This window comes from Intrasporangium zincisolvens (assembly GCF_034724055.1).
Taxonomy (GTDB): Bacteria; Actinomycetota; Actinomycetes; order Actinomycetales; family Dermatophilaceae; genus Monashia; species Monashia zincisolvens.
In genome coordinates this window covers 316,777-339,229 of sequence record NZ_JAWIIL010000002.1, presented here as the reverse complement: position 1 = coordinate 339,229, position 22,453 = coordinate 316,777, and the positions used below count along the sequence as shown (strand labels likewise).

The window sequence follows — 22,453 nt, the reverse complement described above, 5'->3', positions numbered from 1 at the left end:
GTCATCCCTTCGGGGTGGGGTCGAGCAGGTCGACGGTGCCGTCGAGCTGCCACAGCGGGTTGGGGGCGTCGCCGCGGGAGGAGCGGACGGTGAAGCTGCCGTTGACCTCCTTGGGTCCGTCCCCGTCGGCGACGTACCGCCCATCGGCGGTGACGTCGAGCTGGTAGATGGCGGTGCCGACGGCGCTCGCGCCGGGCAGGTGCCAGGTGACGACGCAGCGCCAGTCCGCGCCGGGGCCGGTGTCCTCGTGGCGGCTGCCGCCCTTGTCGCACGAGGCCGACGTGGCCAGCTGCGCCTCGGTGACCGCTGCCCGGTGCAGCTCCTCGGCCTGGAGCCGGTAGAGGTGGGCGAAGGACGTGGCGAGCGACGCCTCGAGCTTCGGGCGCTCGATGCCGGAGCCCGTGCCGCCGCCCGGGGCGGCCACGGCGACGACCAGGCCGGTCACGACGGTCAGGCCCACGAGCGGGGCGATGGCTAGCGCCGCCCGGCGGCCCGACCCGTCGTGGGCGAGGTCGGTGAAGTCGCGCCGCAGGAAGAGCCGGAGGGCCACCGCCGTGGCGAGCGCCGCCCATGCGAGGCTGACGACGAGGCCGAGCACGAGCGGCCCGGCCTGCGGCGGCTCGGTGAACAGGCCGCGCCAGGCGACGAAGGCCTGGGTCGGCAGCGCCATGCGCACCGCGACGGGGAGCGGCAGCAGCTGGGCCAGGGCCATGACGGACGCGACCACCGCCGGCACGAGCAGCCCCATCGGCGAGCGGCCGAGCACGACCGAGCCGAGCAGGCCCAGCGCCGCGAAGGCCGCGGTCGGTACGAGCACGAGGAGCCAGGCGAGCGCGACGCAGCGCGCCGCGGCGGCCGGCTCAAGAACTGACCCGTCGAGACCGATGAGCGGGTGGTTGCCGACGCCGAGCAGGCCGCCGGCGACGCTCGAGACGGCGAGCAGCAGGACGACGAGCCAGATGACCGTCAGGCTGGCGAGCGCCTTGGCGGCGAAGATGCGCCGGGGCGACCGGACGGCCATGAGCAGGTGCCGCCACGTGCCGATGCGGTCCTCGGCCGCGAACGCGTCGCCGGCGACGAGGGAGGTGAGCAGCGGCAGCCCGTAGGAGCAGGCCGCGTCGAGGACGACGAGCGGCCCGGCCCATCCGCTCGTGCCCATCCACCGCCCGAACACGGTGTCCGCGGGCAGCGAGGTCTGGTTGCCCATGACGGCGACCAGCACGCCGGGGCCGATGAGAGCCGCGACCAGCACGAGGCGGATCCGCCACAGCGACAGGGTCTTCCGCAGCTCGAAGCGGTACGTCTCGAACAGCGCCGCCGGTCGGGGCCTCGAGGCGCCGCGGACCGCGACCTTCTCGCGGGCGACGGCCGTCGTCGCGCTCATCGTGTCTCCTCGGTGGCGTCGGTGGCGTCGGTGGCGTCGGTGGCGTCGGTGTCGTCGGAGGCGTCGGTGGCGTCGGTGGCGTCGGTGGCGTCGGTGGCGTCGGTGACGTCGGTGCCGTCGGTGCCGTCGGTGCCGTCGGTGAGCGCGAGGTAGGCGGACTCGAGTGGCGTCACGACGGGCGCCAGCTCGCGCACCGCCACCCCGGCGCCGACGAGCCGCGCGACGAGCTCGTCCATCGACGCGACGCTGCCGCGCACGACCAGCCCGCGGCTCGGCGGGCGGCCGGGCCGCTCGTCCGCCGGCGGCTTACGCAGGCCGGGCACCTCGAGGGCGAGCCGGGCGGCTTTGCCGGGGTCGGAGGTGACGACCCGGTAGTCGACGTCGCGGCTCTCGAGGGCCAGCTTGTCGACCGACCCGGTGAACACCACGCGTCCCGTGGCCAGGAGCGTCACCTCCGAGCAGAGCGCGGCGACGTCGTCCATGCGGTGGCTCGACAGCGCGACCGCCGTACCGGCGTCGGCGAGACGGGCGATGACGCCGTGCACGTGGTTCTTGCCGGCCGGGTCCAGGCCGTTGGCGGGCTCGTCGAGGACGAGCAGACGCGGCTCGGTCAGCAGGGCGGCCGCGAGCCCGAGCCGCTGGCGCATGCCGAGGGAGAACCCGCGAGCCAGGTCGTCGGCGACGGCGCCGAGGCCGACCTGCTCCAGCGCGTCGGTCACCGCCCCGGGAGCCGTCCCGCGGCCGCGGAGGCGGGTGATCGCGGCGAGGTTCTGGCGGGCGGTCAGGGTCGGGTAGAGCCCCGGGCCGTCGACGAACCCGGCCACCCCGTCGGGCACGGCCAACGCCCGCCCGACGGGCTCCCCGAGGAGCTCGAGCGTGCCGGCGTCGGGCACCGCGAGACCGAGCACGAGCCCGAGAAGCGTCGTCTTGCCCGCGCCGTTCGGCCCGACGAGCCCGTGCACCTCGCCCTCGGCGACATCGAGGTCGACCCCGTCCAGGGCGACGACCTCGCCGAAGGACTTGGTGAGCTGGCGGGCCCGGACGGCCGGCGTCGTCTGCATGTCGATCCCCATCGGTGGACGAAACGGACACCGAGGAACCTAGGGACGGGCGCCTGAATCGACGCGGCGCGGGGACGAACTCCGCGTTAACGAGCCGGGCCGTACCGGGGCGTCGTGCAACCGGCTGTTGAGGTGCAAGAGATCGTTGACTCCGGTGCAGCAGGACGTTGAACCGGACCGCCTGCGGCCCCGAGGATGGCCCGTCGCAGGTCCTCCTCGGACACCCCGACGGCGAGGCGCACGCTGGCCAGGACCCGCTCGAGCGCGGCCCGGCCCACCTCGGGGCTCACCGGCACCCAGTCGGTGACCAGCTCCCGCGCTCCCGGGTCGTGACCCATCCAGACGTCGAGCCGCCAGCCCGCTGGCAGCGAGACGGTGAGGTCGCCGTCGTCGGCGAGCCGGAGGCAGCCCAACGTCACCGGCGCCGAGCACAGCAGCACGTGGCGGAGCCGGCCGCGCCACCGCAGCGTCATCGGGCCGGGCACGGCGGCGCGCCCCACGGGACGCGCCACCACCGTGACGGGTCCGATCCAGAAGTCGGGGACGGCCGCGGCGACCGCCCCGGGGCGCAGGTCGGAGGTGCGCACGGGTTCGAAGCAGCTGGTGCCGAACGCGTCGTACGACCGGTCGAGCAGGGCCGCCAGGTGGGGCACCCGACCGCGCCGGCCGGTCTCGTAGTTGTGGATCTGCATGGCCGAGACCGCCGACGGCGCCGTCCCCGGTACGGCCGGACGCCGGTCCTCGCCCCGGAGCAGGCGCGTGGCCACCTGCGCGGCATCGGCCTGCGACAACCCCCGGGCCTCACGTAGGCGCCGGTGGAGGGCACGCCAGCCCTCGGGGGTTCGTGGCGGCGCCGGGTCGTGGACGCCGCGGGGTGGCTGGAGGTCGGTGCCCCGATGCCACTGCGCCTCGAGAGCGTCCCAGCGGGCAGCGTCCACGAGTCCCCGCAGCCGCGCCCGAAGCGCGGTCACGTCTCCCCCGGCCAGGCGCTGGACACCGTCCACGAGCAGGTCGAGCATCGGGTCGCCCGGGTGGGTCAGCACGACGTCCCGGAGCCCGACCGAGGACACCGTCGGCACACCGAGCCAGTCCGGCGGCACCCCGCGGCCGAAGTCGACCCACACGGGCTCCTCCGTCTGCACCGTGACCGCCCAGTTCGGGTCGAGGCGTGGCGCGACCATGAAGAGGCCCTCGGGCCCGACCTCGTGGTCGAGTCCGAAGGCGAACACGCGAAGGCGCGCGAGCCCCCGGACCCGCCCGGCCGACCGCGGCCTGATCCACGCCCACACCGGGCCGGTGTCGTCGTGGAACGCGTGCGCCCAGCGGGTGCGCGGCTCCAGCAGCATCGTGCCGACGGCGACGCACAGGCCGACGAGGCAGCCCCCGGCCGCGAGGACGACGTCGAGCTCCTCCAGGGCGGGCAGCGGGATGCCGCGGACCCCGGTCTCCCAGGCGCTCACGGCCGCAGACGTGACGCCCAGTCGCTCACCGAGCTCGGCCTGGGTGCGACCGTTCGCCCGGCGCCACGCTCGCAGCAGCGACCCCGGTGAGCTCAGCACGACACGTCAGGCTAGGCCCGGGACGTGAACGGCGGACGACGCGCCCGAGGCGCCCGGGAGAACGAGGCCGGGAGAACGAGGCCGGGAGAACGAGCCCGGGGCCGTACCCGGTCGGGTACGGCCCCGGTGCGTTCGCTCCGGACGACGGATCCTCAGGGGCTCTTCGTCGCGCTGCCCTGCGGAGCGGCCGCCGCGGCCCGCTGCAGGGCCTGCTCGAGACGCGCCTGCGCCTGCCCGTAGGCCGCGAAGTCGCCGCGCTTGAGCGCCGCCTCCCCCTCGGTGTAGGCCGCCTGGGCGTCCTTGATCGCCTGGGCCAGCGCCGCCGCGTCGGGCGTGCCCGTCGGGGCCGGCTGCGACGTCGTCGGGTTCGGCGTCGACGTGCCGGTGGGCGTGGGGGTCGGCGTACCGCCGGTGCCCGGCGTCGACGGCGTGTTCGTGCCCGTGTCGCCGGCCGACGCGCCCGACTGACCCTCGAAGAGGTCGTTGAGGGCGAGGTCGAGCGAGCCGGCCCAGGCGATCTTGTTGCCGAACGAGACGGCGACGGCGACCAGGCGCGGGTAGGAACCCGACTGCGCCTTGGCCTGGGAGTAGATCGGCTGGACGTAGAGCAGGCCACCGCCGACCGGCAGCGTCAGCTGGTTGCCGAAGATGACGGAGTTGCCGTTGGAGTTGGTCGTGCCGATGTACTGCGCCAGGGTGGTCGGCAGCTCCGGATCCTTGGAGGACACCGCGGAGCTGCGCATCGCGTTGTACACCTGACCGGGCCCGTTGACCGTGCCGCCGGTGGTCTCCAGCAGCCGCATCGTGCCGTACTGGGGTGACCTCTTGCCGGTCTCGGACCCCGCGTCGCCATCGACGGCGAGGAAGCCCGACAGGACGTTCCGGTCACCGGTCGGCATGAACGTGGAGGTCAGCGAGAACGCCGGGCTCGACTGGCCCGGCATCGCGAGCGACAGGTAGTACGGCGGCTGGACGAACTCCGTCTGGGACGGGTCCTCCGGCACCTGCCAGAAGTTCTGGCCGCCGTAGAAGGAGTTCGCGTCGTTGTCGTGGTACTTCTGCAGCAGCTGACGCTGGACCTTGAAGAGGTCCTCCGGGTAGCGCAGGTGCTCCATGAGCGAGCCCTTGATGTCGGACAACGGCTTGACCGTGCCCGGGAAGATCGCCATCCAGGCCTTGAGGATCGGGTCCTGCTCGTCCCACTGGTAGAGCGTGACCGAGCCGTCGTAGGCGTCGACGGTGGCCTTGACCGAGTTGCGCACGTAGTTGACCTGCCCGCCCTGCACGGCACGGACCGCGGTGCGGGTGCTCGTCACGGCGTCCTCGGTGGCGGCGTCGAGGGTCGTGGTCTGCGAGTAGGGGTAGTTGGCCGACGTCGTGTAGCCGTCGAGGATCCACTGCACCCGCCCGTCGACGACCGCCGGGTAGGCGTTGCCGTCGAGGGTGAGCCACGGGGCGACGCGCTGCACGCGCTCGCGCGGCGTGCGGTAGTCGAGGATGCGGGAATCGTTCGTCACCGCGTCGGAGAGCAGGAAGTTGATCTCGCGGTACTTGATCGCGTAGGCGAGCCGGCGCAGCCCGTCGAGCTGGACGCCGCCCGTGCCCTGGTAGGCGTACTGGATCTGCCCGGTGCCCTTGGGGTCCGGGTAGTCGAACTCCTTCTTGCCACCGCCGACGATCGAGTAGTCGGGCGAGTACTCGCCGAAGTAGATCCGCGGCTCGTACTTGCCGAGGGCGCCCTGGGTGCCGATCTGCGACTCGAAGAAGGTCGGTGCGCCGTCGTCGTCGCGGGTGTTGCCCTTGGCCGCGACGACGCCGTAGCCGTGGGTGTAGACCGTGTGGTCGTTGAGCCAGTTGCGCTGCCCCTCGGGCACACCGTTGAGGTCTAGCTCGCGGGCCGCGATGACGGTGTCCTGCGACTTCCCGTCGATCTTGTACCGGTCGACGTCGAGGACGTCGGCGAACTGGTAGTAGCCCTTGCTCGCCTCGAGCTGCTTGAACGTCGGGCTGACGATGTTCGGGTCGATGAGGCGGATGCCCGGGACGGTGGCGGCGTCGCTGCGCAGGGCGTTCGGCTGCGCCACGGTCTTGGTGTCGTAGGGCTTGACGTCGATCTTGTCGAAGCCGTACGCCGCCCTCGTCGCGTCGATGTTGCGTTTGATGTACGGCACCTCGAGGGACTTCTCCGACGGGCGCACCTTGAGCGACTGGATGAGTGCCGGGTAGATGCCGCCGACGGCCACGACGATGACGGCCAGCACCGCGACGCCGACGACCGGCAGGCGCCAGGACCGGGTCCAGATGACGGTGAGGAACATCAGGGCGCACATGACGGCAGCCAGCGCGAGGATCCCCTTGGTGGGGATGTCGGCGTGCGCCTGCGTGTACTGGATGCCGGTGACCTTCGTGCTCTGCGCCGTGGCCAGGTTGTAGCGGTCGACCCAGAAGGCGACGCCGCGCACGAGCACGAGGGCCGCGGCGATGACCGACAGGTGCACCCGGGCCGCCTGCGTCGAGCGCATCCTCTGGCTCGCGACGATGCCGCCGTAGAGGTAGTGCGTGAAGGCCGCGGTGATGAAGCCGATGACGAGGATCATCGTGAGGAACGCGATGACGAAGTTGATCCACGGCAGGTCGAAGACGAAGAAGCCGACGTCGAGATGGAACTCGGGGTCGGTGGCCCCGAACGGGCTGCCGTTGCGCCACAGGAGGAAGGTGTCCCACTGCGTCGCGGCGGACAGCCCCGCGAAGAGACCGATCGCGAGCGGGGCGGCGACGGTGGCCGTGCGGCGCATCGGCTCGACGAGCTGCCGGTAGTGCTCCATCGCCTGGGTGTCGGGCGACGGCGCGTAGATCGGACGCGTGCGGTAGGCGACGTGGATGCTCGACCACACGACGGCGGCGGTGAGCAGGCCGCCGACGACGCCGAGGACGACCTTCGTCACCAGCTGCGTGGTGAAGACGGAGGAGAACGAGACCGACTGGTACCAGAGCACCTCGGTCCAGAACTGGGCCGCGATCGCCAGGACCACGACGAGGGCCCCGGCGACGACGAGGGCGGTGACGAGCGGACGCCGTGCGGGCGTCAACGTCGGGCCGTCGGGGCGCCGCGGGGGGCCCGCGTCGCCGTCGTCGAAGTTGCGCGGAGGTGGACCGAAGTTGCTGTCGCTCACGTGGAGTTGCCTCGGGTGCTGGGGCGGGCAGGGCGGTCGGGCGGGTTCGGCTCCGCCGACGGCAGCGGCCGGGGCCGCCAGCCAAACCATAACCCGGCGACCCGTGCGCTTCGCCGAGCCGATACCGCACCGTGACGTGGGCGGGCCGTGGGCGGGTCGTGGACAGGTGGTGGGCGGGTCCGAGGACGGTGGTGGCGGCGTCATGCGGCAGCATGGACGCGTGACCTCCCAGCCCGTCATCGATCCCCTCTCCGTCGCCGCCCTCGACACCGAGCGCCACGTCGCAGCGTCCGGCTGGGACCAACCCGCCCGGCTCTTCGCGCTCGTGCGCACCGCCGACCTGCTCGAGCGCGAACCCCAGCTCCGCGCCGGCATGGGCCCCGCCGACCTCGCCGAGGGCGCGCTGACCGCCATCGAGCAGGAGGGCCTGGCGCAGACGAGCTCGCTCGAGACGCTGCTCGGCCGGATCGCCTGGCCGGCGGAGGTCGACGGCTGCGCCTTCGCCATCGAGCGGATGGTCGTGCCGCCCGAGGCCGAGCGTGACCTGCCGAACCGGCCCGACGACGCCGTCGAGGCCCTCGCCTCCCACCCCGACCGCAAGGACGTGCGCCTGCTCGTCGCGGTGCTGCGCGACGGCTCCTCGATCTGCCTGCTGCGTCAGCGCGAGCACGACTCCGACGATGCCGTGGCCACCGGACGCGACCTCGCGCCGGGCCTCGTCGAGGCGCTGCGCGCGACGCTGGCGGACTGACCGCCCATCTCGGCCGCCCGGCCGGGTCGCGACGACCCGGCGGCGCCGGGTCAGCGCCGGCTCAGCAGTGCGGCAGCGAGCCCGTCTTGTCGCTCGCGATCGCCTCGACCGCGCTCCTGGCCTGGTCGAAGGTCGACACCTTGACGACGTTCAGGCCGTCGGGCACGTGGTCGACGACCTCGTCGCAGTTGTCGGCCGGCGCAAGGAACCACGTGGCGCCGTCGGCGCGGGCACCGGCGAGCTTCTGGCGGATCCCGCCGATCGGGCCGACGTTGCCGCTGTCGTCGATGGTGCCGGTGCCGGCGATCTGGTGGTTGTTCGCGAGCGCACCGGGCGTCAGCTTGTCGTAGATGCCGAGGCTGAACATCAGGCCGGCGGACGGGCCGCCGATCGAGCCGGCGTCGATCTTGACCGTGGCCGGGAAGTCGTGCTCCAGGCTGAGGACGACGCCGAGCGCGGTGCGTCCGCCCTGGCCCTCGATCGTCGGGACGCTGACGGTGACGTCCTTGCCGTCGCGCACGACCGTCAGCTCGACGGTGTCGCCGGGGCGGCGTTGCTGCAGCGCGGTGCGGACGTCGTCGGCCGAGGTGATCTCGGTGTCGCCGACACGGACGATGCGGTCCTTGGGCTTGAGCAGGTCCTTGGCCTTGGACTGCTCGCTCAGCTGGGCGATGACGATGTGCGTCGGCACGTCCTTGCCGATCGCACGCAGAGCCACGGCGGTGGCCTCCTCCTGCGAGCCGGCCATCTGGACGGCGTTCTCCTCGGCGACCTGCTCCTCGCTGACCTTCGGGTCGAAGACGTCGTCGACCGGGTAGACATCGCGGGCCGGGTCGATCCACGCGCGCAGCACGTCCCACAGGTCGACCGGGTAGCCGGGGCCACCCTCGACGCGGACCGTCGTGAACCGCAGGGCGCCGTCGGTGGGGTACGTGGGCAGGCCCGAGACCGAGATGATCGGGGTTTTCTTGCCGTCGGCCGAGACGCCGAGAGTGTCCTGGGTCGGGCCGGGGCTCATGACGGCGTAGGGCAGGTGCACGAGCGAGCCGACGACCATCGCCACGAGGAAGGCGAAGAAGAGGCCGAGGACCACCTTGTTGCCGCGCGTCAGCCGGCCGTCGTCGACGGTGCTCGCGCCCGCGCCGCCCGGACCCGAGCCGTCGAGCGGCGCGCCGGGGAACGTGCCGGGCTGGTCGGCCGGCACCCGCTTGATGGTCCTCACGGCAGTCCGACCCATTCGTCGGCGCCGTCGGTGAACTGCTGGTGCTTCCAGATGGGGACGCTCGCCTTGAACTCGTCGATGAGGGTGCGGCACACCTCGAACGCCTCGCCCCGGTGCTCGGCGCTGACGCCGACGACGACCGCGACGTCGCCCACCTCGAGGTGGCCGACGCGGTGGACGACGGCGATCCGCACGACCCGGCCGTCGGCCGCGAGCTTCTCGGCGAGCTCGCGCGCGACGTCGGCGGCCTGCGGGTGCGCCGTGTAGTCGAGGTGGCTGACGCCCTTGGCCTCCGGGGAATCAGAGGCGTCCGGGGACGCGTCGGCCGGGCCGTCGTGGTCGCGGACGGTCCCCACGAAGAGGCACGTGCCGCCCGCGCGGGGGTCGGACACGCTCGCGAGCACCTCGTCGACCGACAGGGGTGCCTCGCGGATCTCGGCAAGGGTGACCGTCACGCGGGCCATCGTATGCTGCCCGGCCGTGGGATGCGCCCGCTGTGGGCGACGGCGGGGGAACCAACCGGACGCGTCCGTGGTTGTCTTGGATAGACAACCGACAGCGGCGATGGGGATGAGCAGGATGGCCGACGACCAGGGCCCCCGCAAGGACGACGGACAGGACGCCGGGCAGGGCGACGCGCCGGGCGAGCGACCGGGCGACGGGCAGCACGAGCAGCACGAGCAGCACGAGCAGCACGAGCAGGACGCGCAGGCCGAGGACGAGGGCCGCACCCCCGACGCCGGGGCGTCGGAGCCGAGCCAGTCCAGCGAGTCCTCGATGCCGTCGATGCCTGCGGTGCCCCCCGACCCGTCGAGCCTCTTCGGCGCCGACAGCCCGTTCGGGCTGCCGCTGCGCCGGCCGGGCGCCGGCGGCGACCTGCCCACCGGCGACCTGCCCACCGGTGACCTTGGCGCCATGCTCGAGCACGTCCTCGGCGAGGCTGCGGGCAACCCCGAGCTCGCAGAGGCGATGCGCAGCATGGGCGTCGACCTCACCGACCCCGCCACGCAGGCCGCGATGCGCGCCCAGCTCGGCAGCTTCATGGCCGCCCAGGACTCCCCCACCGGCTCGCGCGACCTCGCCACCGACGTCGCCCGCAAGCACGTGAGTGCTGCCGAGGGCAACGACGTGCACGACGACGCGGCCTCGCGGGCGGTCATGGACGCGGTGTCGGTCGCCTCGCTGTGGCTCGACGAGGAGACGACGCTGTCGACGCCGGCCTGGCGGGCCACCGGTCTGAGCCGGGCCGAGTGGGTCGAGGCGACGATGCCGCGCTGGTTCGAGCTCATCGAGCCGGTCTCCGACGGGGTCACCGCCGCGACGTCGGATGCCTTGCGCAAGCAGGTCGGCGAGCTCGGTCCCGAGGCCTTCGGCGACGCGCTCCCGCCGGGGCTGCCGGCCGGCTTCGACCCGCGTGCCATGGTCGACCAGTGGGCCCCGATGCTCGGCAACCTCAGCCGGCAGATGTTCTCGGCCCAGCTCGGCCAGGCCGTCGGCACGCTGGCCACCGAGGTCGTCGGCGGCACGGAGGTCGGGCTCCCCCTGACCGAGCCCGGCCTCGTCGCTCTGCTGCCGGGCAACGTGGCGGCTCTCGCCGACTCCCTCGAGATCGACGTCGCGCAGGTGCGCCTCTACCTCGCGGTCCGCGAGGCCGCCCGCATCCGGCTCTTCGCCGAGGTGCCGTGGCTCGGGCCGCAGCTGCTGTCGGCCGTGTCCGACTACGCCCGCAACATCACGATCGACACCGACGCCATCGAGTCGGCGCTGTCGACGATCGACCCCTCCGACCCCGAGGCGCTGCGGGCCGCCTTGCAGGGCAACCTGTTCCGCCCCCAGCCCACGACCGCCCAGCAGGCGGCCCTCGACCGGCTCGAGACGCTCCTCGCCCTCGCCGAGGGGTGGGTCGACCACGTCACCGACCGCGCCACCGCGCGGCACCTGCCACAGTCGGCCGCCCTCGCCGAGACGATCCGCCGGCGTCGGGTCGGGGGCGCGGCGCAGAAGACGTTCGCGGGGCTCGTCGGCCTCGAGCTGCGACCGCGACGGCTGCGCGACGCCGCCAACCTCTGGGCCGCGCTGGAGAGCGCCGGCGGTGCCGAGCTGCGCGACGGCCGCTGGGCCCACCCCGACCTCGCCCCCACGTCGGCCGACCTCGACGACCCGATCGGGTACGTCGAGCGTGTCCAGGGCGGCTCGGCCGCCGGCCCGGGCGAGAGTTCCGGTGCCGGCGAGCTCGGTGACCTCGACGCCGTCCTGCGCGGCATCCTCGAGGACGCCGACCGCGAGCACCGGAGTGGCACGTCGGACGCGCCTGACGAGTCGGGCGAGGAGCCCGGCAACGAGCCCCGCGACGAGCCCGGCCCGCCGCGGTGACCGCCGCCCGGCACCCGGGGCCGGCGAGTGCGCGCGAGGCTGACGGTTCGGCCGACGTCGAGCGCGCCTGGCTGCGCCTGCGGGCCGATGCCGTCGAGCGGCTCGAGGCGTGGGACGCCCCCGACGCCGGGCAGGAGCGCCTCCGCGCCGAGTTCCTGGCCCACCTCGCCGCGCACCCCGACGCGATGAGCAAGCAGGGTCCGCCCGCGCACCTGACCGGGAGCGTCGTCGTGCTCGACGCGGAGGGCACGTCGACGCTGCTCACCCACCACCGCCGGGCGCTGGCGTGGTTCCAGCTCGGCGGACACTACGAGGCCGGTGACGTGTCGGTGTGGCACGCGGCGCGTCGCGAGGCCACGGAGGAGTCGGGCATCGACGGGCTCACCGTGCTGCCCGGGATCGTCCAGCTCGACCGGCACGAGCTCGTCGGCGACTTCGGCAGATGTCGGGAGCACCTCGACGTGCGCTTCGCCGCGGTGGTGCCCCGTGACGCCCGAGCCCGCGTCAGCGAGGAGTCGCTCGACGTGCGCTGGTGGCCCGTCGACGACCTGCCCGAGGGCACCCGTGACGAGCTGCGGCCGCTCGTCGACGCGGGGCTGCGCGCCCTGCACGGCTGACGCGTCGGCCCGCACCCCCACCGGAACGAGGCCGTGGCTGCCGGCTGTCAGTCGTCGCTGAGGTCGAGCCCGGCCGCCGCGGAGACGCCCTGGAGGTAGCCACGCGCCCGCTCGAGGCGCGGGTAGCCCTGGAGCAGCACCCAGAACTGCGGGCCGTGCCCGGGCTGGAGCAGGTGGGCGAGCTCGTGGAGCAGGACGTAGTCGATCACCCACGACGGCATGCCGTGCAGCTTGTCGGACAGGCGGATCGTGCCGTCGGCCGGCGTGCACGAGCCCCAGCGGCTCGCCTGGTTGCCGACCCAGCGCACGCTCGAGGGGACGGCCCGACCGCCGAGGTGCTCGCGGGACAGCTCGAGGGCCCGGCGCTGCAGGTCGGTGTCGCTGCGCTGCCGGCGCTTCTCCGACGCCGCGACGCGGGCGACCATCGTGCGCACCCACTCCCCCTCCTCGGCGCGGCTCATCCGCGCCGGGACGAGGACGACGAGCCGCCCCTCCTGGCGGTAGGCCGAGACCGTGCGGCGACGACGCGGGCTGCGGCGGACCTCGACGGCGACACCGTCGACCACCGTGTGCACCACCTCGCGCGACGCGACTGCCATAGGGGCAGGCTAGGCCAGCCCGCCGACAGCGGGCGGGAGCACGCAGCGGACTCGCGGGAGCCGCCCGGCTGCCCGCGTCGCCTCCCCCTACCCACCGCCGCCCCGGAGATGCACCCATCGCCTCCCCCCGTCGAGTGAGCACCCCGCCCCACCCGTCACTCAGCCCCCGCCGGCACCACCTGATCAAGTGACCACCCCGCCCCACCCGTCACTCAGCCCCCGCCGGCACCACCTCGTCGAGTGAGCACCCAGCCCCACGCGTCACTTCCCTCCCGCCAGTCACTGGTACGGGAGTGACGGAGTGCTCACTCGATGGGGTTTCGGGCGCCGGGGTGCCGCAGCTCGCGGGACCCGCCCGCCCCCTGCACGCGGCCCGGCTCGGGTCGTGCTCGGGTCGTGCTCGGGTCGTGCTCACGCCGTGCTCACGCCGTGCTCACGTCGTGCTCACCGTGTCGTACCGGCGCCCGAGGCGGCGAGAGCGGTGCCGAGCACGGCTTGTACCTCATCGGCGACGCGCGCGCCCAGCGGGGGATGAGCATGATTTCGTGCTCAGCGTGCTCTAGGGTTGCAGGAGTCGAGGCGCCCGTCGGATGGGCGCCAGCTACAAGGAGACACCAATGGCTGACGAGACCTACAAGGGCGAGTTCTACTGCGTGAAGTGCAAGGAGAAGCGCGAGGCCGAGGGCAAGGTTGTCGTTTCCGACAACGGTCGCCGCATGGCCAAGGGCCAGTGCCCCGTCTGTGGCACGAACCTCAACCGCATTCTGGGCAAGGCCTGACCAGGTCGCGACGGCGTCGCTGACGCCGTACTTCGAGGGGCGGGACCCGAACGGGTCCCGCCCCTCGTGCGTGCCCGGGACCTGTGGACGACGCGCCCGCGTCCCGACGCGCCCCTGCCAGCCTGAGCGGACCCGGACACCCGCCCGACGGGCGCCGGTCCACCGCCCGAGCTGCCCTGGAGGTCCCGATGTCCCCCTCCCCGGTCCCCGACCGTCCCCGCCTGCCGGCGTGGTTGCGCCCCTACGTGCGTCGGCCCGGCGAGGTCCAGTTCGGCCTGCGGCCAGGCGCGCCCGTCGTCGAGGGCGTCACACCGCAGGAGGCGGCCCTGCTCGCCGGCCTCGACGGGTCCCTGACACGCGAGCAGACCTACGCCGTCGCGGCCGACGCGGGTGTCGCCCGCAGGCGCTGGCGCGACGTCCTCCTGCTCGCCACGTCCCTCGGCGTCCTCGTCGACGCGGCGCGGGTCGTCGGCACCGGGCCGCGCGGTCCACACGGCGTCGAGGCCCCGGGACCGGTTCCTTCCGCTTCGCCGTCCTCCACTGCCGAACGACGCCGCGTCCTCGTCGACGGCGACGCGTCCCTGGCCGCCGACGTCGCCGCCGCGCTGTGCGACGCCGGGTCCGCCCTCGTCGTCAGCGAACGGTCGGACGTCGACGTCGCCGTCGCGGACCCCGGCCGCGACGCGCCCGCCCTCGTGGTGCTCGTCGGCGCTCCCCTCGTCGACCCGCGCCGGGGCGACGTCTGGCTGCGGCACGGCGTCCCGCACCTGCCGGTGAGCGGCGCCGGGCCCGCGGCCACCGTTGGCCCGCTCGTGACGGCGGACGGCTCCGGCCCGTGCCTCTGGTGCCTGGAGCGGCACCGGACCGACCGCGACGACGCGTGGCCGACCGTCCTGACCCAGGCCATGCGCCACGACGACCCGGCGCCGGCCGGCGTCCGGGTCACCGGCACCTCGCCGTGGCGCGAGCCGCTCGCACCCGGGCTCTCCCAGCTGGTCGCGGGGGCCGTGACGCTCCTCGCCGGTCGGGTGCTGCGCGGCGACGTGCTGCCCGGCGGGGTCTCCGTGGAGGTCGGGCTGCCGTGGCCACGCATGGACCACCGGCGATGGAGCCCGCACCCGCTGTGCACGGCCCACCCGGACCGAGCCGACGCCGCGGCTCTTCGCCCCGCCTGAGGTCGGGGATCCGGGCCGTCCGTCCGAACCGTGGCCCCGAACATCTAGAGTCGGGAGCGAGCCGGAAGACCGACGCCGCGAGCCAGACCCAGGAGGTGCCCGATGACCGACCTGCCCCGCAAGGCCGTCGTGCGCTCGGCCAAGCTCGCCTCGGTGCCGCTGGGGTTCGCCGGCCGCACCGCCCTCGGCCTCGGCAAGCGCATCGGCGGCCGTCCGGCCGAGATGGTCACGGCCGAGCTGCAGGCGCGCACGGCCCAGCAGCTGTTCCAGGTGCTCGGCGAGCTCAAGGGCGGCGCCATGAAGTTCGGGCAGGCCATGTCGATCTTCGAGGCGGCCCTGCCCGAGGACCTCTCCGGGCCCTACCGGGTCATGCTGACCAAGCTGCAGGACAGCGCGCCGCCGATGCCGACGAGCTCGGTCCACGGCGTGCTGCGGGCGAGCCTCGGCGCCCGCTGGCCCACTCGGTTCATCTCGTTCGACGACCAGCCCGTGGCCTCGGCCTCGATCGGCCAGGTGCACCGGGGCGTGTGGGAGGACGGCCGGGAGGTCGCCGTCAAGATCCAGTACCCCGGTGCCGGCGCGGCCCTCATGAGCGACCTGCGCCAGATCTCGCGCGTGGCCAAGGTGGCCGCCGGCTGGGTGCCCGGCATCGAGCTCGGCCCGATCCTCGAGGAGCTGCGCGAGCGGATGGCCGAGGAGCTCGACTACCGCCTCGAGGCGCAGTCGCAGCGGGCCTTCGCCGCCGCGTTCCGCGACGACCCCGAGTTCGCGGTGCCAGACGTCGTCGAGGGCGCCGAGCACGTCATCGTCTCCGAGTGGCTCGAGGGCCTGCCGCTCTCGCGCATCATCGAGTCGGGCACGCCGGAGCAGCGCGACGCCGCGTCGCAGCTCTACCTCGAGTTCCTCCTCGCGGGGCCGGCCCGCGCCGGGCTGCTGCACGCCGACCCGCACCCCGGCAACTTCCGCATCACGCCCGACGGCCGTCTCGGCATCATCGACTTCGGCGCCGTCAACCGGCTGCCGGGCGGCATGCCCGCCGAGATCGGCCCGCTGCTGACGACGGGCCTGAGCGGCAGCGCCGAGGAGGTCCTCGAGGGCCTGCGCGAGCTGGGCTTCGTCCGCTCGGGCATCGACATCGACGCGCAACGGCTGCTCGACTACCTCGAGCCGTTCATGGCGCCGTTCCGCACCGACGAGTTCACCTTCAGCCGCGAGTGGCTGCGCGGGGTCTTCGCCCACATCAACGACCCGCGCCAGCCGAACTACGCCGTCGCCTTCAAGCTCAACCTGCCGCGGGAGTACCTGCTCATCCACCGGGTCTGGGGCGGGGGCATCGGGGTGCTGTCGCAGCTCGGCGGGACGGTGCACGGACGCGAGGCAGTCGACGCCCTCCTGCCGGGGGCCGACCTGCCCCCGATCGAGGAGCTGCCGAACACCGAGGACCCGGGCGCGCGTACCGACGCCTGAGCGCACTGCCGCGTCAGCGTGTGCGACATCGTGGGCGGAGCAGCACACCCGACGAAACGTGCTGTGCCGCAGGGCGACTCAGGGACAATCGCGAGCGCCGCGGCTCACCACCAGGCCGGGTCCAGCTTGCTCTCGATGGAGCGGACGTTCTCGCGGCTGCAGGCCACGCACGTCCACGTCGTGCGGCCGCGCTCGGTGCCTCGGCTCCACGACAGGAGCGCCTCGGCGCGGGAGGCGACGCGTCCGCACGAGCCGCACACCATGGGGGCGTCGGCGGAGTCTGCGTCGGTGGGGCTGGTGGACGCGGCGTCCTGCGCTGCGTCGGTGTGCGAGGTGACCATGGGGATCTCCCTTCTCCTCACCTCGAGTATCCGCCGCGGACGCGCGTCGTGTGGGAGCCACGCCACAACCTGCGGGCAGGCAGGCGGGCGGAGTTGCACTCCGTTCAGCGGGAGGCGGGCGGACGCGTCGGGGAGGGGACCGCGCCCGGGAACGCGGAACCGCGGGTGACGTGCGCGTCACCCGCGGCTCGCTCACTTGCGTTCAGTTGTGTGGTGCTGGTCGTGACGTCCCGGTCGGCCGGGACCGGCGTCACTTCTGGTTGTGGCGTCGACTGGCGCGGATCTCCTGCGCGATCAGCCGGGCGCTGCGACGGATGCCGCTGCGCTCCTGGCGCTGACTGCGCTGGTTGATCCGGTCGCGAGCCAGCATCTCGAGCTGGTTCATGACGGTCTCCTCGTCTGGGAAGAATGCTGGTGGTCGTGTGGTCGGTGGTCCGGTGATCCATGTGGGTCGCGTCGCGTCACAGGGGGATCAGGCGGCCACGGGGTGCTTGCGCGGACGGCCGCGGGGTCGCTTCCTCGCGACGACGGCGCCCTGGACGAGCAGCTGCCCGCCCCAGACACCCCACGGCTCCTGGCGCTCGAGGGCGCCGGCGAGGCACTGGACCCGTGCGGGGCAGAGCCCGCAGAGGGTCTTGGCGAACTCGACGTCCTCCGGTCGCTCGGCGAACCAGAGCTCGGCGTCGTAGTCGCGGCACGGGATGGTCTCGCCGACCTGCTCGGCCTCGGTCCTCATGTCGATCAGTTCGCTCAGCTGCATCGTTCTCACCTCCGTCTCCGGGGCTCCCGTGGTGAGGCGCCCCTGCTCACTCGTTGTCGTCGTGCTCTCGGTTCGGGTCCGAAGGCCGGCACCGGTGGTGCGGGTCTCGGTCCTGCTGCTCGGCATCCGAGGAGTCATCTCTGTGTCCCTGATCTGTCGTGTCTGTCGCGGCGCCCGGTCGGGGGCCGCTGCGTGGTGGCGGTTACTGCGGTGGAGCGGCAATCGGTCCTGAAACGTGTCCGGGAAACACGAAGGCCGCGGACCCGGTGATGTCGGGTTCGCGGCCTGGAGTGAGGCTGAGGTCTGGGTGTCAGACCGGTGGCCTCCCAGAGCGGGAGCGAACGACATCGGTGGTCTTGTAGGCGGGGGCGAACGTGCGGCCGAGGACCGAGACGTCTCCCGTGATCGGGGCGCGGAGAGCGGCGACACGACCGCCCTGGGCGGCGGCGGACACAGCGGTCCCCTGGCCCTCGAACGTGGAGTGCGCAAGACGGATCGGGCCGGCAACGCGCGGACGCACGGAAAGGACGCAGGAAACTGCGTTCATCGTCATCGTGGTGATGTCCATCAGGCCGACCCTCCTATCTCTGTCTCGCGAACCCCAGCTGGCCACCTGAGCCACTGGGCTTGACGTCCTAAAGGGTACGCGGGGCGTGAGTTGCCGAACAACTCATTTAACGAAGATTTCCGAAGTTTTTTCACGCGAACTCAAGGAATCGCGGATTCCTTTGCGGCAGAACGGCTTTCCAGCAGTGGTTCTGGGTCTGCACCGCCGAGGATGGCGAGCACGTCGGCGCCGTACTGCTCGATCTTGCGGGCCCCGACGCCGCTGATGGCCGCGAGCCCGGCGTCGTCGGAGGGCGCCTCCTCGGCGATTGCGGTCAGTGTGGCGTCGGTGAAGACGACGTACGCGGGCACGCTCGCCAGGCGCGCGACGGCCAGCCGCCAGGTGCGCAGCCGCTCGAAGGTGGCCTCGTCGTAGGTGGGCGGGCACGCGTCGCACCGGCCCGTCTTGCGCTGGGCGGCGGTGGTCAGCTCGGTGCCGCAGCCGCGGCAGAAGGCCAGCCGTGCCTGCTTCGGGGCGGAGCGGCGCGAGCCGCCGCCGCTGCGGGCCTCGGCCCGGGCGCCGGACCCGAGGATGTCGGTGGCCGGCGCGAGGAAGCGCGAGACGCGTCGGGTGGCGCGGGCGCCGGGGGTGCGCGCCGAGGACCACGAGATGAGCAGCCGGCGACGGGCCCGGGTCAGGCCGACGTAGAGGAGGCGACGCTCCTCCTCGACCGCGTCGGGGCCGTCAGCCATGGAGATCGGGATGAGGCCGTCGGAGGCGCCGACGAGGAAGACGGTGTCCCACTCGAGGCCCTTGGCCGCGTGCAGGCTCGCGAGCGTGACGCCCTGGACGGCCGGCGCGTGCTGCTCGGCCGCGCGCCGGTCGAGCTCGGCGACGAGCTCGGGCAGACGGGCCTCGGGCGCGGCGGCCGTCATGTCGTCGGCCAGCGTCGCGAGGGCGCTCAGCGACTCCCAGCGCTCTCGCGTCGCTCCCCCGCCCGACGGGGGCTCCGGCGACCAGCCGGCGCCGGTGATGACGTCGCGGGTGATGCTGCCGAGCGACTTCTCGCCGTCGTCGCTGCGGGCGGCCCCGCGCAGCAGCAGGATCGCGTCGCGCACCTCCTTGCGCGCGAAGAACCGCTCGCCGCCGCGCACGAGGTAGGGCACGTCGGCGTCGGTGAGCGCCGACTCGAAGGCCGCGGACTGGGCGTTGGTGCGGAACAGCACGGCGATCTCGGCCGCCTCGTGGCCGTCGTCGACGAGGGCACGGATGCGGGCGGCGACCGCTGCGGCCTCGGCCGGGTCGTCGGCGTGCGACAGCAGCTCGGGAACGGGGCCGTTCTCGCCCTGGGCCTGCAGCCGTACCGCTCCCTCGCGGGCCGCCTGGGTGCCCGAGCCGACGATGGTGTTGGCGAGCGTGACGATCTGCGGTGAGGACCGGTAGTTGCGCACGAGCCGCACGACGTGCGCCCCGCGGAAGCGCTTGGGGAAACCGACGAGGTGGCGCGGGCTGGCCCCGGTGAAGGAGTAGATGGTCTGGGCGGGGTCACCGACGACCGTGATGTCGGTGCGCTCGCCGAGCCAGAGGTCGAGCAGCCGCTGCTGGAGGTCGTTGACGTCCTGGTACTCGTCGACGACGAACTGCCGGTACTGGGAGCGGACCGTGCGAGCGATGTCGTCGCGCTCGTCGAGGATGCCGACGGTGAGCAGCAGGACGTCCTCGAAGTCGATGACGCCGCGGCGCTGCTTGACGTCCTCGTAGGCCTCGAAGAGGCGCGCCATCGCCGTGTGGTCGACGCCGGGGGGCTCGCGGCGGGCCTCACGGGCTCGCGTCGCGTAGGACTGGGGCGTCAGGAGGTTGACCTTGGCCCACTCGACCTCGGCGGCGAGGTCGCGGATCGTCGTGCGGTCGAACTGCATCCGCAGCCGCGAGGCGGCCTCGGCGACGGCCGGCGCCTTGTGGCTCATGACCTCCGGGGCCGCCCCACCGATGGCCTGCGGCCAGAAGTAGTGCAGCTGGCGCAGCGCCGCGGCGTGGAAGGTGCGGGCCTGGACCCCACCCACGCCGAGGCCGCGCAGGCGGGTGCGCATCTCCCCCGCCGCGCGGGCCGTGAAGGTCAGGGCGAGGACGCGCTGGGGCTGCTGGGCGCCGGAGTGGACCGCGTAGGCGATGCGGTGCGTGATGGCGCGCGTCTTGCCCGTGCCGGCACCGGCGAGGATGCAGAGGGGGCCGGCCGGGGCGACGGCGACCTCGCGCTGCTCGGGGTCGAGGCCGGCGAGGATGTCGTCGGCCGAGCGAGCCGGCGCGGCGGTAGGTGCGGGGCCTGCGGGGCGTGCGGGGTTCAGGAGGGATCACCCTTCGAGCGGTGGGGTTCGGCCGCGGCGGCGAGGACGTCGGCGGCGTGGTCGGGCACGTAGTTCTGGTCGCCCTGGGGCGGGCGCTCGTACCCGCGCGGGGCCGGACGCTTGGGCACCGGAGGCACGTCGGGCGTCATCGGCTCGTGCGGGATGGAGGTGAGCAGGTGGTGCATGACGTTGACCCGCGAGCGCCGCTTGTCCTCGGACTCGACGACGTGCCACGGCGCCCAGAGGGTGCTCGTCGCGGCCATCATGAGGTCCTTGGCCTGGGAGTAGTCCTCCCACCGGGTGATGGACTCGAGGTCCATCGGCGAGAGCTTCCACTGGCGCATGGGGTCCTTGGCACGCGACCGGAAGCGCCGCTCCTGCTCGACGTCGGAGACGCTGAACCAGTACTTGCGCAGGATGATGCCGTCCTCGACGAGCATCTGCTCGAAGACGGGCGCCTGGGCCAGGAAGCGGTGGTACTGCTCGTCGGTGCAGAAGCCCATGACCCGCTCGACGCCGGCGCGGTTGTACCAGGAGCGGTCGAACAGGACGATCTCGCCGGCCGCGGGCAGGTGCGAGACGTAGCGCTGGAAGTACCACTGGCTGCGCTCGCGGTCGGTGGGCGCGGGCAGGGCGGCGATGCGGGCGACGCGTGGGTTGAGGTACTCGGTGATGCGCTTGATCGACGAACCCTTGCCGGCGGCATCGCGCCCCTCGAACACGACGACGACGCGCTGCCCGGTGGCCCGGACCCACTCCTGGAAGGAAACGAGCTCGGACTGCAGGCGCCGGACCTCGGCCTCGTAGACCCCGATGTCCATCTTCCGGGGTCGTTTTGCACCGCGCGAGGCCATGGAGTCATCCTTGCATCGAGGGACGACACGTGCGACGGGTCGTCCCCAGCCGGCACGAGAAGCGTGCGGCGACGCAGTTCCGGCCGCACGCAGGCCGGACGAGGAGAAGGAACGGCATGCCGAAGGTCACCCCCGACGAGGGCTCGATCACGATGTTCACGACGACGTGGTGCGGCTACTGCACCCGGCTCAAGGGCCAGCTGACGCGTGAGGGCGTGCCGTTCACCGAGATCGACCTCGAGGCCAACCCCGAGCACGTCGACTACGTCGAGCAGGTCAACGCCGGCAACCGCACCGTCCCCACCGTCGTGTTCCCTGACGGCACGGCTGCCACGAACCCCTCTCTCGCCGAGGTCAAGCAGCGCCTCGCCAGCTGACGCGTCCGGCGCACGTCACCAGCGCGGCGACGCGCCACCGGTGACCGACTCGACGGTGGCGCCGAGCCAGCGCTCGATGATCCGCTTGGCGATGGAGATCCCGCTCGGCGTGCGGATCGTGCCGCCCACGAGCAGGTCGCGGTACTCCGCGCGCGTGACCCACCGGGCCTCGACGATCTCGGCCAGGTCGAGGACGAGGTCGGTCGTGGTCGTCGTGGCCGCGAAGCCGATCATGACCGACGAGGGGAACGGCCACGGCTGGTTGCCGAGGTAGCGGGCGCCGTCGATGCCGATGCCGACCTCCTCGCGGACCTCGCGCGCCACGGCGGCCTCGAAGGACTCCCCCGGCTCGACGAAGCCGGCGAGCACCGAGAAACGCCCCTCCGGCCACTGCGGGCCCCGGCCGAGCAGGAGCCGGTCGTCGGGGTCGACGACCGACATGATGACGGCGGGGTCGGTTCGCGGGTAGTGCTCGCTGCCGTCGGCCGTGCACCGGCGCACCCAGCCGGCCTGGACGGCCTCCGTCGGCGCACCGCAGCGGGGGCAGAACCGGTGAGATGCGTGCCAGTGGGCGAGGGCGAGCGCCGTGGTGAAGACCCCGGCGTCGCGCACGTCCATCGCCTCGGCCGCCTGCCGCAGCGTCAGCCAGCCGTCCGACGCGTCGGACGGCTGGGCCGGGTCGGTCCCGTCCGTCGCCCGGTCGGGTGCCGGCACGACGACGGCCACGTGGGCCACCCCGTCGGCGTCGCGCCCGAGGTGCAGGACGAGCCGGTCGGCGTCGCCGGGCTCGGGGGTGCGGGAGGACAGGGCGAGCGCACCACGTCCGTCGTCGACCGTGTGGAGACGATCGCCGCGGACCTCGACGACGACGGTGCGCGGGTCGGTGAGGAGTGTCTCCACGGCATCGGGACGCGCTCGCTCGTGGGAGACGCGGTCGAGGGTGCCCCGGGAGAGCGCGAGATCGTGCAGGGTGTCGTCGACCTGGGCCACGCCCCCACCCTAGGACGCGTTCCGCGACCCCGCGCAGGGGCGTCCCCGCGGCGGCAGCGACCCGGCGGCGCGACCGGGC

General features: G+C 73.4%; 20 protein-coding genes. 7 read left to right on the top strand and 13 right to left on the bottom strand.

What is annotated here, in order from left to right; all coding sequences use genetic code 11:
- Window position 1: 1 nt before the first annotated feature.
- The 4 genes from RY076_RS05895 to RY076_RS05880 form a co-directional block, all read right to left on the bottom strand.
- Window positions 2-1,384, bottom strand: coding sequence for an ABC transporter permease (locus RY076_RS05895; RefSeq protein ID WP_323096662.1), 1,383 nt, complete (start codon window positions 1,382-1,384; stop codon window positions 2-4).
- Window positions 1,381-2,457, bottom strand: a complete 1,077-nt coding sequence (locus RY076_RS05890; protein WP_323096661.1) for an ABC transporter ATP-binding protein — start codon at window positions 2,455-2,457, stop codon at window positions 1,381-1,383. Before RY076_RS05890 ends, RY076_RS05895 begins: the two co-directional genes overlap by 4 nt.
- Window positions 2,458-2,531: 74 nt before the next feature.
- The gene (locus RY076_RS05885) at window positions 2,532-4,004 is read right to left on the bottom strand and encodes a helix-turn-helix transcriptional regulator (RefSeq protein ID WP_323096660.1); all 1,473 of its coding nucleotides are present in this window, start codon (window positions 4,002-4,004) and stop codon (window positions 2,532-2,534) included.
- Between the two features lie 152 nt (window positions 4,005-4,156).
- Window positions 4,157-7,177: a UPF0182 family membrane protein gene (locus RY076_RS05880; RefSeq protein ID WP_323096659.1), complete on the bottom strand. Its 3,021-nt coding sequence runs from the start codon at window positions 7,175-7,177 to the stop codon at window positions 4,157-4,159.
- A 202-nt stretch (window positions 7,178-7,379) separates the two neighbouring features.
- Here RY076_RS05880 and RY076_RS05875 point away from each other — a divergent pair, with 202 nt between their 5' ends.
- Entirely contained in the window at window positions 7,380-7,928 is a 549-nt protein-coding gene (locus tag RY076_RS05875) for a PPA1309 family protein (RefSeq protein ID WP_323096658.1), read from the top strand.
- Window positions 7,929-7,989: 61 nt separating this feature from the next.
- Here RY076_RS05875 and RY076_RS05870 read toward each other — a convergent pair whose 3' ends face one another.
- Entirely contained in the window at window positions 7,990-9,150 is a 1,161-nt protein-coding gene (locus RY076_RS05870; protein ID WP_323096657.1) for a YlbL family protein, read from the bottom strand.
- On the bottom strand, window positions 9,147-9,614 hold the full coding sequence (locus RY076_RS05865; protein ID WP_323096656.1) for a molybdenum cofactor biosynthesis protein MoaE: 468 nt from the start codon (window positions 9,612-9,614) through the stop codon (window positions 9,147-9,149). The genes RY076_RS05870 and RY076_RS05865 overlap by 4 nt, the downstream gene beginning before the upstream one ends.
- Before the next feature lie 115 nt (window positions 9,615-9,729).
- Here RY076_RS05865 and RY076_RS05860 point away from each other — a divergent pair, with 115 nt between their 5' ends.
- On the top strand, window positions 9,730-11,523 hold the full coding sequence (locus tag RY076_RS05860) for a zinc-dependent metalloprotease (protein ID WP_323096655.1): 1,794 nt from the start codon (window positions 9,730-9,732) through the stop codon (window positions 11,521-11,523).
- Complete coding sequence (locus tag RY076_RS05855; protein ID WP_323096653.1) at window positions 11,520-12,140, top strand: NUDIX hydrolase; 621 nt, start codon at window positions 11,520-11,522, stop codon at window positions 12,138-12,140. The genes RY076_RS05860 and RY076_RS05855 overlap by 4 nt, the downstream gene beginning before the upstream one ends.
- A gap of 47 nt (window positions 12,141-12,187) precedes the next feature.
- On the opposite strand, the gene RY076_RS05850 is transcribed toward RY076_RS05855, so the two are convergent.
- Window positions 12,188-12,739, bottom strand: a complete 552-nt coding sequence (locus RY076_RS05850; RefSeq protein WP_323096652.1) for a M48 metallopeptidase family protein — start codon at window positions 12,737-12,739, stop codon at window positions 12,188-12,190.
- Window positions 12,740-13,356: 617 nt separating this feature from the next.
- On the opposite strand from RY076_RS05850, the gene RY076_RS05845 reads away from it, so the two are divergent.
- From RY076_RS05845 to RY076_RS05835, 3 genes are all read left to right on the top strand, one after another.
- Complete coding sequence (locus RY076_RS05845; protein WP_020143053.1) at window positions 13,357-13,518, top strand: DUF5679 domain-containing protein; 162 nt, start codon at window positions 13,357-13,359, stop codon at window positions 13,516-13,518.
- 188 nt (window positions 13,519-13,706) lie between these two features.
- Complete coding sequence (locus RY076_RS05840) at window positions 13,707-14,693, top strand: hypothetical protein (protein WP_323096651.1); 987 nt, start codon at window positions 13,707-13,709, stop codon at window positions 14,691-14,693.
- Between the two features lie 102 nt (window positions 14,694-14,795).
- Window positions 14,796-16,160 (top strand): ABC1 kinase family protein, encoded by a 1,365-nt coding sequence (locus RY076_RS05835; protein ID WP_323096650.1) that lies wholly within the window; start codon window positions 14,796-14,798, stop codon window positions 16,158-16,160.
- A 104-nt stretch (window positions 16,161-16,264) separates the two neighbouring features.
- On the opposite strand, the gene RY076_RS05830 is transcribed toward RY076_RS05835, so the two are convergent.
- The 5 genes from RY076_RS05830 to ppk2 all read right to left on the bottom strand — a co-directional run bounded on the left by RY076_RS05830 (window position 16,265) and on the right by ppk2 (window position 21,007).
- Window positions 16,265-16,501 (bottom strand): hypothetical protein, encoded by a 237-nt coding sequence (locus RY076_RS05830; protein ID WP_323096649.1) that lies wholly within the window; start codon window positions 16,499-16,501, stop codon window positions 16,265-16,267.
- 250 nt (window positions 16,502-16,751) lie between these two features.
- On the bottom strand, window positions 16,752-16,886 hold the full coding sequence (locus tag RY076_RS05825) for a hypothetical protein (RefSeq protein WP_323096648.1): 135 nt from the start codon (window positions 16,884-16,886) through the stop codon (window positions 16,752-16,754).
- A gap of 87 nt (window positions 16,887-16,973) precedes the next feature.
- On the bottom strand, window positions 16,974-17,261 hold the full coding sequence (locus tag RY076_RS05820; RefSeq protein WP_076262531.1) for a WhiB family transcriptional regulator: 288 nt from the start codon (window positions 17,259-17,261) through the stop codon (window positions 16,974-16,976).
- A 708-nt stretch (window positions 17,262-17,969) separates the two neighbouring features.
- Window positions 17,970-20,153, bottom strand: coding sequence for an ATP-dependent DNA helicase UvrD2 (locus tag RY076_RS05815; protein WP_413785748.1), 2,184 nt, complete (start codon window positions 20,151-20,153; stop codon window positions 17,970-17,972).
- Window positions 20,150-21,007 (bottom strand): polyphosphate kinase 2, encoded by an 858-nt coding sequence (gene ppk2, locus RY076_RS05810; RefSeq protein WP_323096647.1) that lies wholly within the window; start codon window positions 21,005-21,007, stop codon window positions 20,150-20,152. The genes RY076_RS05815 and ppk2 overlap by 4 nt, the downstream gene beginning before the upstream one ends.
- Window positions 21,008-21,123: 116 nt before the next feature.
- Here ppk2 and RY076_RS05805 point away from each other — a divergent pair, with 116 nt between their 5' ends.
- Complete coding sequence (locus RY076_RS05805; protein WP_323096646.1) at window positions 21,124-21,384, top strand: mycoredoxin; 261 nt, start codon at window positions 21,124-21,126, stop codon at window positions 21,382-21,384.
- Between the two features lie 15 nt (window positions 21,385-21,399).
- On the opposite strand, the gene nudC is transcribed toward RY076_RS05805, so the two are convergent.
- Window positions 21,400-22,374 (bottom strand): NAD(+) diphosphatase, encoded by a 975-nt coding sequence (nudC, locus tag RY076_RS05800; protein ID WP_323096645.1) that lies wholly within the window; start codon window positions 22,372-22,374, stop codon window positions 21,400-21,402.
- Window positions 22,375-22,453: the final 79 nt, after the last annotated feature.

Excerpts from the sequence above, each read along its gene's own strand:
- RY076_RS05895 (WP_323096662.1), bottom strand. The coding sequence starts at position 1,384 with ATGAGCGCGACGACGGCCGTCGCCCGCGAGAAGGTCGCGGTCCGCGGC.
- RY076_RS05890 (WP_323096661.1), bottom strand. The coding sequence starts at position 2,457 with ATGGGGATCGACATGCAGACGACGCCGGCCGTCCGGGCCCGCCAGCTC.
- RY076_RS05875 (WP_323096658.1), top strand. The coding sequence starts at position 7,380 with ATGCGGCAGCATGGACGCGTGACCTCCCAGCCCGTCATCGATCCCCTC.
- RY076_RS05865 (WP_323096656.1), bottom strand. The coding sequence starts at position 9,614 with ATGGCCCGCGTGACGGTCACCCTTGCCGAGATCCGCGAGGCACCCCTG.
- RY076_RS05860 (WP_323096655.1), top strand. The coding sequence starts at position 9,730 with ATGGCCGACGACCAGGGCCCCCGCAAGGACGACGGACAGGACGCCGGG.
- RY076_RS05850 (WP_323096652.1), bottom strand. The coding sequence starts at position 12,739 with ATGGCAGTCGCGTCGCGCGAGGTGGTGCACACGGTGGTCGACGGTGTC.
- RY076_RS05845 (WP_020143053.1), top strand. The coding sequence starts at position 13,357 with ATGGCTGACGAGACCTACAAGGGCGAGTTCTACTGCGTGAAGTGCAAG.
- RY076_RS05840 (WP_323096651.1), top strand. The coding sequence starts at position 13,707 with ATGTCCCCCTCCCCGGTCCCCGACCGTCCCCGCCTGCCGGCGTGGTTG.
- RY076_RS05835 (WP_323096650.1), top strand. The coding sequence starts at position 14,796 with ATGACCGACCTGCCCCGCAAGGCCGTCGTGCGCTCGGCCAAGCTCGCC.
- RY076_RS05830 (WP_323096649.1), bottom strand. The coding sequence starts at position 16,501 with ATGGTCACCTCGCACACCGACGCAGCGCAGGACGCCGCGTCCACCAGC.
- RY076_RS05825 (WP_323096648.1), bottom strand. The coding sequence starts at position 16,886 with ATGAACCAGCTCGAGATGCTGGCTCGCGACCGGATCAACCAGCGCAGT.
- RY076_RS05820 (WP_076262531.1), bottom strand. The coding sequence starts at position 17,261 with ATGCAGCTGAGCGAACTGATCGACATGAGGACCGAGGCCGAGCAGGTC.
- ppk2 (WP_323096647.1), bottom strand. The coding sequence starts at position 21,007 with ATGGCCTCGCGCGGTGCAAAACGACCCCGGAAGATGGACATCGGGGTC.
- RY076_RS05805 (WP_323096646.1), top strand. The coding sequence starts at position 21,124 with ATGCCGAAGGTCACCCCCGACGAGGGCTCGATCACGATGTTCACGACG.